General features: G+C 72.0%; 12 protein-coding genes. 6 read left to right on the top strand and 6 right to left on the bottom strand.

Annotated features, from left to right (window positions below):
* Window positions 1-7 precede the first annotated feature (7 nt).
* The 3 genes from BFN33_RS19560 to BFN33_RS53190 all read left to right on the top strand — a co-directional run bounded on the left by BFN33_RS19560 (window position 8) and on the right by BFN33_RS53190 (window position 2,882).
* Window positions 8-1,501 carry a carboxylesterase/lipase family protein gene (locus BFN33_RS19560; protein ID WP_069761373.1) on the top strand — a complete coding sequence of 498 codons (1,494 nt, stop codon included), beginning with the start codon at window positions 8-10 and terminating at the stop codon, window positions 1,499-1,501.
* A gap of 58 nt (window positions 1,502-1,559) precedes the next feature.
* Window positions 1,560-1,943: a RidA family protein gene (locus BFN33_RS19555; RefSeq protein ID WP_069761372.1), complete on the top strand. Its 384-nt coding sequence runs from the start codon at window positions 1,560-1,562 to the stop codon at window positions 1,941-1,943.
* Between the two features lie 135 nt (window positions 1,944-2,078).
* Window positions 2,079-2,882, top strand: a complete 804-nt coding sequence (locus BFN33_RS53190) for a hypothetical protein (protein WP_176742421.1) — start codon at window positions 2,079-2,081, stop codon at window positions 2,880-2,882.
* A gap of 38 nt (window positions 2,883-2,920) precedes the next feature.
* Here BFN33_RS53190 and BFN33_RS53185 read toward each other — a convergent pair whose 3' ends face one another.
* Complete coding sequence (locus tag BFN33_RS53185; RefSeq protein ID WP_069761371.1) at window positions 2,921-3,316, bottom strand: hypothetical protein; 396 nt, start codon at window positions 3,314-3,316, stop codon at window positions 2,921-2,923.
* Window positions 3,317-3,374: 58 nt separating this feature from the next.
* Complete coding sequence (locus BFN33_RS19540) at window positions 3,375-5,993, bottom strand: YfhO family protein (RefSeq protein ID WP_069761870.1); 2,619 nt, start codon at window positions 5,991-5,993, stop codon at window positions 3,375-3,377.
* A gap of 183 nt (window positions 5,994-6,176) precedes the next feature.
* On the opposite strand from BFN33_RS19540, the gene BFN33_RS19535 reads away from it, so the two are divergent.
* Window positions 6,177-6,614 (top strand): carboxymuconolactone decarboxylase family protein, encoded by a 438-nt coding sequence (locus BFN33_RS19535; protein WP_069761370.1) that lies wholly within the window; start codon window positions 6,177-6,179, stop codon window positions 6,612-6,614.
* Here the strand turns inward: BFN33_RS19535 and BFN33_RS19530 are convergent.
* Complete coding sequence (locus tag BFN33_RS19530) at window positions 6,601-9,078, bottom strand: alpha-L-arabinofuranosidase C-terminal domain-containing protein (RefSeq protein WP_069761369.1); 2,478 nt, start codon at window positions 9,076-9,078, stop codon at window positions 6,601-6,603. The genes BFN33_RS19535 and BFN33_RS19530 overlap by 14 nt on opposite strands.
* Before the next feature lie 138 nt (window positions 9,079-9,216).
* Here BFN33_RS19530 and BFN33_RS19525 point away from each other — a divergent pair, with 138 nt between their 5' ends.
* A complete protein-coding gene (locus BFN33_RS19525) occupies window positions 9,217-9,693 on the top strand; it encodes a DUF6314 family protein (RefSeq protein ID WP_069761368.1) in 477 nt (158 codons plus the stop codon).
* A 95-nt stretch (window positions 9,694-9,788) separates the two neighbouring features.
* On the opposite strand, the gene BFN33_RS19520 is transcribed toward BFN33_RS19525, so the two are convergent.
* From BFN33_RS19520 to BFN33_RS19510, 3 genes are all read right to left on the bottom strand, one after another.
* Window positions 9,789-10,382 carry a histidine phosphatase family protein gene (locus BFN33_RS19520; protein ID WP_069761367.1) on the bottom strand — a complete coding sequence of 198 codons (594 nt, stop codon included), beginning with the start codon at window positions 10,380-10,382 and terminating at the stop codon, window positions 9,789-9,791.
* 73 nt (window positions 10,383-10,455) lie between these two features.
* Complete coding sequence (locus BFN33_RS19515; RefSeq protein WP_069761366.1) at window positions 10,456-10,896, bottom strand: GNAT family N-acetyltransferase; 441 nt, start codon at window positions 10,894-10,896, stop codon at window positions 10,456-10,458.
* A gap of 17 nt (window positions 10,897-10,913) precedes the next feature.
* Entirely contained in the window at window positions 10,914-12,377 is a 1,464-nt protein-coding gene (locus BFN33_RS19510) for a PLP-dependent aminotransferase family protein (protein WP_069761365.1), read from the bottom strand.
* Here BFN33_RS19510 and BFN33_RS19505 point away from each other — a divergent pair.
* On the top strand, window positions 12,376-13,287 hold the full coding sequence (locus tag BFN33_RS19505; protein ID WP_069761364.1) for a DMT family transporter: 912 nt from the start codon (window positions 12,376-12,378) through the stop codon (window positions 13,285-13,287). The two genes, BFN33_RS19510 and BFN33_RS19505, sit on opposite strands and share 2 nt — an antisense overlap.
* Window positions 13,288-13,344 lie beyond the last annotated feature (57 nt).

The raw sequence follows: 13,344 nt of genomic DNA, 5'->3' as shown, positions 1-13,344 counted from the left end.
ACCAGAGATGAACCACCACCCCGAACCCGTCGTGACCACCGCGCAGGGAGCCGTGCGCGGTCTGCGCCAGGAGGACGGCACCGCCGCCTTCCTGAACATCCCCTATGCCGCCCCGCCCCTGGGCGCCGGCCGCTTCGCGCCGCCCGAGCCGCATGAGCCGTGGGACGGCGTACGGGACGCCACGGTCCCCGGACCCAACGCCCCGCAGTCCGAGCGCAAGCTCGGCAGCATCGACATGGCCCCCTACTTCGGCACCGGCTGGAGCCGGGGCGAGGACTACCTCACCGTCAACGTGTGGACGCCCGCCGTCGCGCAGAGCGACCTGCCGGTCATGGTGTTCGTGCACGGCGGCGGATTCGTCGCCGGATCGACGCGGTCCGCGATGTACGACGGTTCCGCCTTCGCCCGCGACGGCGTCGTCCTCGTCACGCTCAACTACCGGCTCGGCATCGCCGGGTTCCTGGACCTGCCCGGGGCCCCCGCCAACCGCGGTCTGCTCGACGTCGTCGCCGCGCTGCGCTGGGTGCGGGAGAACATCGCCGGGTTCGGCGGTGACCCGGACAACGTCACGCTCTTCGGCCAGTCGGCCGGGGCGACCATCGTGGGCGGCGTCCTCGCCACCGCGGAGGCCACGGGTCTGTTCCGCAGGGCGATCGTGCAGAGCGGCAGCGGCCTGGGCGCGTTCAGCACTGAGCAGGCCGCCCGCGTCACCGCCGCGGCCGCCGCGGCCCTGAGCATCGAACCCCACGTCGACGCCTTCGCGGACATCTCCGACGAGCGCCTGGTCGAGGCCGCCTCCCAGCTCGCGGGCATCGACCTGCGGACCGAGACCCACGGCGACCCGCTGATCGGCCTCAGCCCCTTCAGCCTCGTCCTCGACACTCAGCCCGCCGCATCCGTCGCCGCCGGCCTCGCCGCCGACGTCGACCTGCTCGTCGGCACCAACACCGAGGAGGGCAACCTCTACCTGGTGCCGGTGGGCAAGTACGCCACCTCGACCGCAGCCGACGTCGACGAGGCGGCGGCGCGCTCGCACCCGGATCCGGCGCGGCTCGTCGAGACCTACCGCAAGTCCCGCCCCGAGGCCTCCTACGCGGAACTGCGGTCCGCCATCATGGCCGACGCCCTGTTCGGCGCGGGCAGTCGCGCTCTGGCCGGCGCCCATGCCGCCCATCCGGAGTCCGCCACCTACGCGTACGAGTTCGCCTGGCGCTCCCGGGCCCTGGACGGAGAGCTCGGCGCCACCCACGCGGTCGAGCTGCCCTTCGTCTTCGACCTCGCGGACCGGCCCGAGCTGATCGGCCCCGGCGCCCTGCTCGGCCCCGACAAGCCCCCCGCGGATCTCGCGGACCGCGTGCACGAGACCTGGATCCGGTTCGCCTCCACCGGCGACCCCGGCTGGGACCCCTACGACACCGAGCGCAGGGCCACGATGCACATCGACGCCGAGTGGACCCAGATCGACGACCCCCGCAGCCGGGAGCGCCAGGCCTGGAGCTAACGCCGTAGGTGTCTGCCTCCCACCCCCTTCAGTGATCACCACCGCTTCAAGGAACACCATGACCAGAACCGTCATCACCACCGAGAACGCCCCCGCTCTCCCGGCCCCGCTGTCCCAGGGCATCCGCAAGGGCCCCGTCCTGCAGGTCTCCGGACAGCTCCCCTTCGACCCCGACACCGGCGCGGTCGTCGGCACCACCGTCGCCGAGCAGACCGCACAGGTCCTGCGCAATGTCACCGCCGTGCTCAAGGCGGCCGGCGCGGGCCTGGAGGACGTCGTCATGCTCCGCGTCTACCTCACCGACCCCGCCCACCTGCCCGAGCTCAACGAGGCGTATGCCGCGGCCGTCGGCGAGCCCTTCCCCGCCCGCACCACCGTCTACATGCAGCTCCCGCCGGGACTCCTCGTGGAGATCGACGCCCTGGCCGTGCTGGACGACTGACACAGCCACAGAACGAGGCTGGTCCGGCGCGGTTCAAGGGGAACCGCGCCGGACCAGCCCGCCATCCCGGAGAGCGGAAAGGGGGAGGTCAGGATGGACGGCCGTCTGTCGAAGGCGTGCATCAACTTGAAAGTTGTGCCGACGGACCTGCTGGACGCCCTGTGCTCGCTGTCAGGAAGCCCCTCGCCGCCCCCAGGCGCTCATGCGGCACGGCGCGTCCACGAGCGCGTGCTCCGCACAGCGGCCGCGCTGCCGCCGGGCGCGCTGCAACCGGGCGACGTGACAGCGGCCACCGAGGTACGCGCCGGCCTCCTGAACGCCGACGTACCGCCCGCGGCCGACGCGGGCGCCCGATGCATCCAGCACACGGTCGACGACCTGGGGCCGGCGGACCTCTGGACGCTGGCCCGCGACACCGGCATGACCCGCGACGACCTCGCATGGGGCGCCACCGCGACCCTGGCGCGGGAACGCCTCGCACAGCCCGACCCTCTCGACGAACTCGCCGCGCAGGCCATCGTGGACGAACTCGCCGAACGGACCCCATGCCGGTGGGGCCGTCAGCACACCGACGCGGTTCGTGCCGCGCTGTACCGGACTCTGGCCGACCTCACCGACGTCCTCCTGGAAGTGTCGGAGTCCACCCCGACTCCCCTCCACTGGACCACCCACGACGACGCAGGGCGCGCCTCGGCCCTGATCGGCGGAGTGGTCCACGACGTGGTCGTCCAGCAGGCGGAGAACGCACCCTCCGCCGCACAGCCCGTCTGGCACCACCCTTCGGCCCCTGCCGCGAGCACCGCCTGGCAGTGGCGGATCACGAACGGACCGGTCGGCCGTGCCTCCCACGGCTGCGGGCCCTTCCCCTCCGCGCTCGCGGCACAGCACGCCGCGGAGTGCGCGATCACGGCACTCGCCGCCGGGAGATGCAGTCTGTGAAGGGCACGGCAATGCCCTTCAATTGACGGGGGAGCGCCTCATCGGGCGGATCGATCGCGGATGATCAGCCGGCGCCAGCGCCGGCGCTCCGTGACGAGGGTGGCGGCGGCCAGCAGGGTCACCGAGACGGCCGCCCAGGCGGGCCAGGCCAGCCAGGAGGAGACCACGGCCGCGGCAAGCTGGAGCAGCACCAGCAGGATCGTGATCCGGCCCGGCACCGCGATGATCACGTTGGCCTTGTCCCCCGGAGTGGAGAAGAGGGTCGGAAGGCCGATCAGGGCCACCACGGACAGGGCGGCGAGCAGCCATGAATGGCCGGCCAGGGCCCAGGGGGTGGCCACCCACGCGACGAGTTCCGTCGCGAAGCGCAGGCCGGACGCGGCGCGGTCGTCCGGCCGTCCCGAAGTTCTTTCCCCACCAGCAGCGTTGGTCACCTGCGGACGATCTCACGGTGCCTGGTCCGCTGCCATGGTCCGGACGGTCCCGTGACCCCTACCGCCGGGAACGCCCCGGTTTCGCCGCCTGAAACGCTCGGTCGGACCGACGCAGAGCTGCGAACACCCCGAGCCCGGCGAGAGCGAGGAGCGCACCGCCCCCGACCGCCGTCCCCAGCCGCAGACCGGGCGGACGGAAGCTGCAGGTCACACTCGTCGAGGTGCCGTCGAGCGGCACGGCGATCAGCCCGTGGTACTGCTTCGCGGGTACGGCGGCCGCGTCACCTGCGGCGCAGCGCCAGCCGGCGATCCGGGGCGCGGCCACGACGGCGACGCCCTTGCTGCCCGCCGGGAGCTGGGCCCTGATCGTGCCGCCGGAGCCGGAGACGGTCACCTTGGTGGCGCCGGTGGCCTTGAGCTGTCGTACGACGGTGTGCAGGCGGCCGGTGTCCAGGCAGCCGACCGCCTGGTCCGGCACGACGCCCAGCCGGTTCGCGGTCAGCTCGATCGTGAGCCGCCCGGAGTCCGGGACCGTGCCGAGGCGCTGCATGGCGGCGATCTTGGTGAGGGGCCGCCAGTCTGCCCGGAACCGTCCGGTCAGGCCGTGCGCGGAGGGCCCGGCCAGCCGCGCGGTGCCCGCGAAGTACGGCGCCCAGAGGTACACCTCGCTGCCCGCCCGGCACCGCGCGGTGATCGTCGCCCTGGCGCCTATGCGCACCCCGTGCCGTTCGTCGGCGCTGCGGACCGGCCGCTTCCCGGCGCCGTTGAGGACGGTGATGCGGGGCAGGGTGTAGACGCGGGCGCCCAGCAGCAGCTCCTGGTTGCGGTACGGCGACGGCCCGAAGGCACCGGTCGCGGCGGACGGCCTTACCGTCACCAGGGGCGGGACGTCCTCGCGGGTCACGGTCTCCCCGGTGCCGTCCTGCGGGAACCAGTTCTGATGCGGGTCCGGCGGGGAGTGCACCCGGGCGCCGACGGAGAAGAGGACGTCCGTCACGGCGTTGTCCAGGCTCTGGAGGCTGCGGCCGCCGGAGGTCCAGCCGCCGCCGAGGGCGGTGAGCGTGCTGCTGAGCACGGCGGAGGTGTGGCTGCTGTAGTACTGCGCGCCCTGCCCGCCGACCTCCAGCGGGTCGTTGCCGACGGTCTGTTCCCGGCCCGGGTCGGTGCGGTAGCGGGGCCAGCCGTCGGCCTGCTCGACGGCGTCGGCCTGGTCCTGCTGCCGGGTGCCCCAGGGGGCGTAGTCGTCCATGTGCCCGAACCGCATCCGGGTGGCCACGGCGTCGGTGGCGGTGGCCTCGCCCAGCTGCGCCCCGACGAGCAGTACGGCGGCGAGCGCCACCGGGGCCATGCGCAGCACGGGTCGCTCGCGGCCGAGCAGGATCAGGCCGAGCAGCGCGCCCAGGGCCGCCATCAGGAACACCGGCCAGGCGAAGGAACGGACCAGCTGACTGCCGCTCGCCACCACCGCGATCAGCGCGAGCAGTCCGGCCGCCGCGCCCAGGGCCCGCCGGTCGAGGGGCCCGTAGGAGAGCGTGTGCCAGGCGGCGATCACCAGCAGCGCGCACACCACGAAGGTCTGGCGGTACGAACTGCCCTGCGGTTCGGCGAAGGCGTGCCAGAGCAGATGGGTCGGACCCCACTGCATGGACAGGGTCACGACGAGCACCAGCAGGGTCCACCCCGCGCGCACGCGGCGGGGTGCCGCACGGTGGAAGGGCAGGGCGAGGGCGAGCAGCAGGGCCGTGGTGCCGACGAAGAGGGCCGGGGAGCCGAAGCTGTACGTCGTCGGCAGCAGCCGGGCCAGCAGGTCCTGCGCGCCCACCGGAGCGAACCGGGTGAACCGGCCCTCTGAGGCGTGCGCGCTGCCGAAGTACACGACCGTCACCAGGGGCGCGGCCAGGCCCATGCCGAGCGCGAAGGTCAGGGCGGCCCGGCCCGCGGCGGTGAGCCTGCGGCGGCGGGGCAGGTCGGCCAGCCACAGCCGCAGCAGGAACACGAGAGCGGCGGCGAGGGTGGCCATGTACGCCGTGTAGAAGTTGGCGATCCAGACGGCCGTCACGACCAGCACCCCGACGAGCGGGCGCCTGCCGCTCAGGATCCACTCCCCGACCAGACACAGCAGCGGCAGGGCGATCAGCCCGTCGAGCCACATGAGGTTGTACGAGGCGGTCGCCACGGTCCATCCGCACAGGGCGTAGGACGCGCCCAGCAGACCTGCCGCCCACCAGCGCCCGGGACGCAGTCTCAGCAGCAGCCAGGCCATGGCGGCACCGGCGCACGCGATCTTCAGCACGGTGATGACGTACACCGCGAGGTCGATCTCGTCCCTCGGGAACACCGCCACGAGCAGGGCGAACGGGCTGGTGAGGTAGGTGCCGAGGTCGGGCAGGAAGCTGGTGCCGAATCCCGACTGCCAGTTGACGAGGAGCCCGCCGGTGCTCCGCCCGTGCAGCAGGTCCCACAGGTGCGTGTGGAACGGCACGTACTGGTTTCCCAGGTCGTTGACGTTGCGGGTACGCGGTCCGAACGGATAGCTGCGGGCGACGGCGTCGGCCGCGCAGAGCACGACGACGGTGATCGCCACCGCCAGCAGAGCGGCCTGCCCAGGTCCGGGCGGCGGCCGCTCCCCTATGTGGTCGTCCGCGGTCCTGGGTTCGGGCGGGATGGTCGGTCGCACGCCCTGTTTGCTGGTCAATTCAAGCCCCCGTCCGGGGCGTTCACCCCGTGCGTTGTCGCTGCACCGATTTAGACCGGGGGTGAATACGGTTGGTTGTCCGGCCGCCGATGGCGGTGAAGTGAACTCCGTACGACCCGGAAGCCAACGGCGGCCGAGGGGGACGTACGGGCGGAGGGAGCCGACATGAGCGAGAGCACCACCCGCGAGGAGCGTTTCGCGCGAGGTCTTGAGGTGCTGGGGAGCGTCAACCCCGAGGTAGGGCAGCTGGTCGTCGACTCGCTCGCCGACATCAGCCCGGAGATGGGCCACCAGGTCATCGCCTGGGGGTTCGGCGAGATCTACTCACGACCCCAACTGGAGCCGCGCGACCGCCAGTTGGTCACGCTGGGCATGCTCACCGCGCTCGGCGGCTCTGAGACGCAGCTGGAGGTGCACATCAACACGGCCCTCAACGTGGGCCTCACCCCCGAGCAGATCGTCGAGGCACTGCTGCAGTCGGCCGGCTACTGCGGGTTCCCCAGGGCCCTCAACGCCACGGCCGTGGCGAAGAAGGTGTTCGGCGAGCGGGGGCTGCTGCCCGTCGGACAGCAGCCCGCCGACCCGTCGGCTACCTCTGCCTGATCCTCAGGAAGGTGATCGAGTTCGCCGGGAAGGTGTACGTGAACTTCCGGGCGACCCCGTCGAAGGTGGACCTCATCGGGGCGACCGTCGTCGACGTCTCACTGTTCACGGCGTCGGGGGCGGCCGCCAGGGTGGTCACCCGGGCCCGGGAGGCGACCTTGGCGCCGCCCAGGTCGACGGCCGTACGGGCGGCCGAGTTCTGGGCGTTGACCACCTTGACGATCAGGTCACCGGTCTTCTGGTCCTTGGTGACCACCTGGCGGAACGGCTCGGCCGGCTTGTCGTCGCTGAAGCTGCCCCACTCCTGTCCGTCGAGGTAGAGGGTCACCTGACGGCCGCGCACCTTGACGTCGATGTCGTAGGTACGGCCGGTCTCGACCGATCCGGCCTTGGAGATGAGCGTCGACTTGCCGCCGTCCACGGCCTGTTCGACGGCGGACTGGGTGTTGTTCCAGCCGCCGATGTTCCACCAGTAGTAGTTGCCGGTGTCCTTGACGCCGAAGGCGACGAGGAAGCCCTCCTTGCCGGCCTTCTTGGTGGCCTTCGCCTTCAGGTCGTAGTCGTGCCAGGACGGGTCACCCGCCGAGACCATGGTGTTCTCGGCGGTCACGTCCGTCTGCACGTACTGCCCGTCCTGGACGCTCCAGCTGCCGCCACCGGTGCGGGTCCACTGGGAGGCGTCACCGCTGAAGTCGTCGGCGAGCAGGGTGGTCCCGTCCACGCCGGTGACCTTCACATCGTCGTACGCCGCCGTCGTCGCCCACGTCGAAAGGCCCACGGCTCCGGTGATCGGGGCGAGCAGTGCGGGCGTGCCGGTGGCCGTCGAGGGCACCACGCGGTCGCCGACGTTGGTCATGAACAGCTTCTGGACCTCGTAGTTGGCGGAGTTCCAGGAGGCGTGGTTGTTGAACCAGATCAGGTCCGGGCGCCACTGGACGTAGTCCTCGTTGGCGAACAGCGGGGCGTAGGAGGCGAGTTTGACCACATCGGCGTTGCGCTCCAGGCCGGTCATGAACGCCGCCTCGGTGAGGCCGTTCTTGAAGGTGTTGCCCTGGGAGGCGTACTCGCCGAGGAAGACCTTCGGGCCGCTGCGGTCGTAGGAGTCGTAGCGGTCGTTGTTCTGCAGGAACCACTGCGGGCTGTTGTAGTAGTGCTCGTCGACCATGTCGACCTTGGCGTCCTTGTTGAGCTGCCAGGCCGTGTCGAAGGTCGTACCCGAGTCGTCCGGGCCGGAGTTGGAGATGACCTGGATGTCCGGGTACTTCGCCTGGATGGCGGCGCGGAACTCCTTGAACCGGGCGAAGAACTCGTTCGGCAGGTTCTCCTCGTTGCCGACCTCGATGTGGGTGAGGTGGAAGGGCTTGGCGTGGCCCATCTTCGCCCGCACCTTGCCCCATGTGGAGCTCGCCGGGCCGTTGGCGAACTCGATGAGGTCGAGGGTGTCCTGGATGTGCCGCTTGAGCAGTGCCTCGTCGACGACGGCCTTGTTCTGGCCGCAGCCGGTGACCAGGGCGGGGACCACGGGCAGCGGCATGGCGCCGATGTCCTCGGAGAGGCGGAAGTACTCGTAGTAGCCGAGGCCGTAACTCTGGTTGTAGCCCCAGACGTTGGCGTTGGTCGCGCGCTGCTCGACCGGGCCGACGGTGTCCTTCCACTGGTACGAGCGCTTGCGCTGCCAGGCGGAGGCCGCGCTGTAGTCCTCCATGGACCCCGTGTTCACCAGACAGCCGCCGGGGAAGCGCACGAACCCCGGCCGCAGGGCGGCGATCTTCTCGGCGAGGTCCTTGCGCAGCCCGTTGGGTTCCCCGCGGTAGGTGTCGCGCGGGAAGAGGGACACCATGTCGAGGGCGGTCGCGGCGGAGGAGGCCACGGTGAGGCGGCCGTCGGAGCTGGTCCGGGTCGCGGTGAAGGTGGCCTTGTACTGGGCCCAGCCGCTCTTCGGCACGGTCACCTTGCGGGCGGTGGCGAGCGTCCCTTCGGCGTCCTGCAGCGAGACCGTGAGAGTCGTGCCGGCGTCCGCGCGGGCCCACACCGAGAAGTCGTACCTCTTGCCCTCGTCCACGTGGATGCCGGTGTTGTATCCGGCGTTGGTGACCGACGAACCGGCGCCCAGGGAGAGGTAGTTGCGGTTGCGCTCGCCCAGCCGTCCGGCGTCGTTCAGCACCTGGCCGGCGCCGGAGACCGTCCACGAGGTCAGCGGGGTGTACGAGGAGTTGTCGGCGGTGGAGTACTCGAAGGACCGGTTCTGCACGAGCTCGGCGTACAGACCGCCGTCGGCGGCCCGGTTGATGTCTTCGAAGAAGACGCCGTACATCGTGTCGTCGATCTTCGCGCCCCGGGCGGCCGGGTCGACGGTGATCGCGTAGTCGGTGACGTCCTCGGCATGGGCGGGGGCGGGGACCAGACCGGCGGCCACCAGGAAGGCGGTGGCGCCGAGACCGAGTCTCCAGCGGGTGCGTGACATGAATACTCCGCGGCTCTCTGTCGAAGGTGACGTTCGAAATACGAAACGATGATCAGCACTTCGAACGGCAAGATAGGGAGGGGGCCGGGGAGCGTCAACGGGTCGCGCGGGACCGAAAGTGTCGGAAGTGAGGGACGGATGGGCGAGTTCTGGCCAGTGGCGGATGCGCTGACGTATCTGGCCGGCAACTGGCGGACCGAGCGGACCGTGCGGGATCTGGCGAGCGGAGCCGAAGGGGAGTTCTCCGGTACGACGGCTTTCGGCCGACTGGAGGACGGCGGACTGCTGTCCCGGGAGTCGGGCGTCTTCGTCTGGCAGGGCGTCCCGCGCCCCGCGGAACGGACGCTGCGCTTCCTGCCGGGCGGGACACCGGGCACGGTCGACGTCCGCTTCTCCGACGGGCGGCCCTTCCACCACCTGGACCTGACGACCGGCCACCATGTCGCCGACCACCCCTGCGTGGCGGACCTCTACCGCGGCGAGTTCAGCGTCCTGGACCCGGACCGCTGGCGCACGGTGTGGCGGGTCGACGGCCCGGCGAAGGACCTGGTCCTGACGACCCACTACACGCGCGAGCCCACCGGCGGCCACGCGGACGGCACGCCCGACCACTGACCGCACGAGAGCACCGGCTGCCACCGGCACGAGGCGGCCGACGACTCGACGGACACCCGCACGACGGTCGGCGGCCCACCACGCCCAGCCCCTGGCTACGTCCGCACAGGCTGGGCCGGGGCGCCCTCGAAGCGGAGGTTCCAGCGGCCGGCCCTGCCGGTCACGGTGGTCGCCGACAGGGGACGGACGTCGATGTTCCAGTAGGTCGAGGGCGGGGCCTTCAGCGCGTAGACCAGGGCGGCGCGGATCACGGCGGGTTCGGCGACGGCGACGATACGGCCTCCGTCGCCGACGGGCCGGGTGTCGAGCCAGCCGCCGACGCGGGTGATGAAGTCGAGCAGTGACTCGCCGCCGTGCGGGGTCGCCCGCGGGTCGGCGAGCCAGGCGTCCACGGACTCCGGCTCGCGGGCCATCGCCTCGCCGAGGGTCAACCCGCGCCAGCGCCCCATGTCACAGTCGCGCAGCGCGAGTTGGACCAGAGGTGAGTACCCGAGCGCGTCGCCGGTGGCACGGCTGCGCGGAGTGGGCGAGCAGTACCGCAGCTCGGCCGCCGCGAGCGGCAGCAGATCGTGCGCCACACCCAGCACCTCGTCCCAGCCGGCCTGGTCGAGCGGACGGTCGTCCTCGAACCGCTCGGCGAGCAGCGAGGAGCTGCGCGCGGCGGCGACGAACGTGACCCGAAGTTGCATGCGGCGATCGTGAGCCGCGAAAGTGCGCAGGTCAAGAGGCGTTACCGGGGAGTTACCCAGGGTGCGCCGGGGCTCACTGCCCGAAGACGAGCGCCATCCAGTGGTCCGGCTCGGCGAGCGGCGCGAACCCCAGCTTCTCGTACACCCCTTGGGCGTCGTGGGTGGCGAGCAGAATGCGTTTGAGGCCGTGGGGCCGCAGGTGCTCGCGCACGGCACCGACCAACGCCGTACCGATCCCCTCGCCCCGCACGGACCGGTCCACGTACACGTCGCACAGCCAGGCGAAACTGGCCAGATCAGTGATCACACGGGCATAGGCCACCTGATCCCCCGATTCCACCGCGTACACCCCGAAGTTGAGCGACCCGGCGATCGCCCGGTCCTGCTTCTCCCGCGGCCGGCCCATCGCCCAGTACGCGTCGGTCGACAGCCAGTGGTGCACCCGCCCGGCGTCGATGCGGTCGGGGTCGGTGGAGATCTCGTAGCCCTCGGCGAGAGGCGGGGTGTCGGTCATGGGCGTGACCTTGGCAGTCACGGAAGGGGGAGTCGAGCGCTTTTCGCCGGCCGCACCTCGTCACAGGCCGTGCGCAGGCGCCGTACCCCTTCCGCGATCTCCCCCACCCCGGCCACCGCCGCGAAGCTCAACCTGACGTGGGCCGCCGGAGGTTCCGCGCTGAAGTACGGGCGGCCGGGGGTGATCGCGACGCCCGCGCGCAGGGCCGCGGCGGTCAGGGCGGTCTCGTCCGTGCCGTCCGGGAGGCGGAGCCAGAGGTGGTAGCCGCCCGACGGGATGTTCGGGAGGGCCAGTTCGGGCAGGTCGAGGCGGAGGGCGGCGGTCATGGCGTCCCGGCGGGCCTTCAACTCCGCCGAGATCGTGCGCAGATGACGGGGCCAGGCCGGGGAGCCGACGAGTTCCAGGGCCGCTTCCTGGAGCGGGCGGGGGACGAAGAAGGTGTCGACGATCTGGATTGCGCGGAGCCGCTCCAGCACCGGGCCGCGTGCGGCGAGCGCGCTCACCCGGAAGCTGGGCGAGGTCGCCTTGGTCAGGGAGCCGACATGGACGACGACTCCGTCGGGATCGTCGGCGGCCAGCGGACGCGGCAGCGGGCCGGCGTCCTCGTGCACGAGCCGTCGTACGAAGTCGTCCTCGACGACGAAGGCGCCGGCCTCGCGGGCGATGCGCAGCACCTCGCCCCGGCGCTCGGGGGCCAGCACCGCGCCGGTCGGGTTCTGGAACAGCGGCTGGCAGACGAACACCCGGGCGTCGGTCGCCCGGAAGGCGTCGGCGAGCAGGGCCGGTCTCACGCCGTCCGCGTCGACCGGGACGGGGACGGGGCGAAGGCCGGCGGAGCGCGCGATCGCCAGCATGCCCGGATAGGTGGGCGACTCGACGAGCACGGGCGCACCGGGCGGGGCCAGGGCACGCAAGGCGGTCGTAAGAGCCGACTGGCCGCCCGCGGTGATCAGCACCTCCGCGGCCGTGACGGCGCCGCCGATGTTCCGCGCGAACCACTCGCGCAGTTCCGGCAGACCCTCCGTCGGCGGTCGGCCCCAGGCGCCGGGGCGGCGGCCGGCGCGGGCCAGAGCCGCGGACATCGCGCGCTCGGGCTGCAGACAGGGGTGGAGATAGCCGCCGTTGAACTCGACCACCCCGGGCGGCGGGGCGGCCAGCGAGGCCAGGACGCCTGAGGCGTCCACCGAGCGGGGTACGAGGTCGGCGGCGCCGTCCGCGCTGAGCGCGACCTCCTGCCAGGAGGTGTCTCCGGCCCGAGCGGCCCGGGTGCGCGCCGCCGCCCGGAAGGCGCCCGCGCCCGGCCGGGTGACCACCAGCCCCTCGGCGGCGAGCTGGGCGAGGGCACGCGAGACGGTCACCGGGCTGACCCTGAACCGGTCGACCAGGGCCCGGCTCGACGGGAGCTTTCCACCGGGAGAGTAGCGGTCGAGCTCTCGTCGCAGCTGTTCTGCCAGTTCGGTAACGCTGCTACGCTCTTGCATGAGAGTACAGAGTAGCGCTATCGCACCGACCGGGATAGCGGTCCCCGCTCCCACCAAGAGCTTCGGCACCCTCCAGGCCGCTCTCGGCGTCGCCGCCTTCTCACTCACCTTCCCCGCCACGGCGTGGGGCCTCGAGGGCTTCGGGCCCTGGTCCCTCGTCGCCGTGCGCAGTGTCCTCGCGGCCCTCGTCGCCGCGGGCTGTCTGTCGGCGCTGCGGGTGCCGATGCCGAGCCGCCGCGACCGGCCGGGGCTCGCGGTCGTCGCCGCCGGGGTCGTCGTCGGCTTCCCGCTGCTGACCACGCTCGCCCTGCGGACGTCGACCACCGCGCACGCCGCCGTCGTGGTGGGTCTGCTCCCCCTGACGACGGCACTGCTGTCGGCCCTGCGCATGGGCACCCGCCCCTCGCGCACCTTCTGGGCGGCCGCCCTCGCGGGCGCGGCCGCGGTGGTCGCCTTCACCGTGCAGCAGAGCGGGGGCGCCGTGACCACCGCCGACCTGTATCTCTTCGCCGCGCTGTTGGTGTGCGCCGCCGGCTACACCGAGGGCGGCCGGCTGGCCCGGGTCATGCCCGGCTGGCAGGTCATCGCCTGGGCGCTGGTGCTGTGCCTGCCGATCGGCGTGCCCGCGGCGGCGTTCGCGCTGGCGTACGAACCGGTGCACCTCACCGCGCACAGCGTCGCCGGGCTGCTGTGGGTGGCGGTCGGCTCGCAGTTCCTCGGCCTGGTCGTCTGGTACCGGGGCATGGCGGCGATCGGCATCCCCAAGGCCAGCCAGTTGCAGTTGGCCCAACCCCTGCTCACACTGGTGTGGTCGGTGCTGCTGCTCGGCGAGCACCTGACGGTGGCCGCCCCGCTGACGGCCGCGGCGGTGCTCGTGTGCATCGCCGTCACCCAGCGGGCGCGGGGCTGAACGGCGCGCACGCGCCGGTCCCAACCGCGTCCCCGCGCCGTAGAATCGGGGCCACGG

This window comes from Streptomyces sp. LUP47B (assembly GCF_001746295.1).
GTDB lineage: Bacteria > Actinomycetota > Actinomycetes > Streptomycetales > Streptomycetaceae > Streptomyces.
Note: the sequence above shows the minus strand (reverse complement) of the source record. Positions and strands in the feature narration are given on the sequence as shown.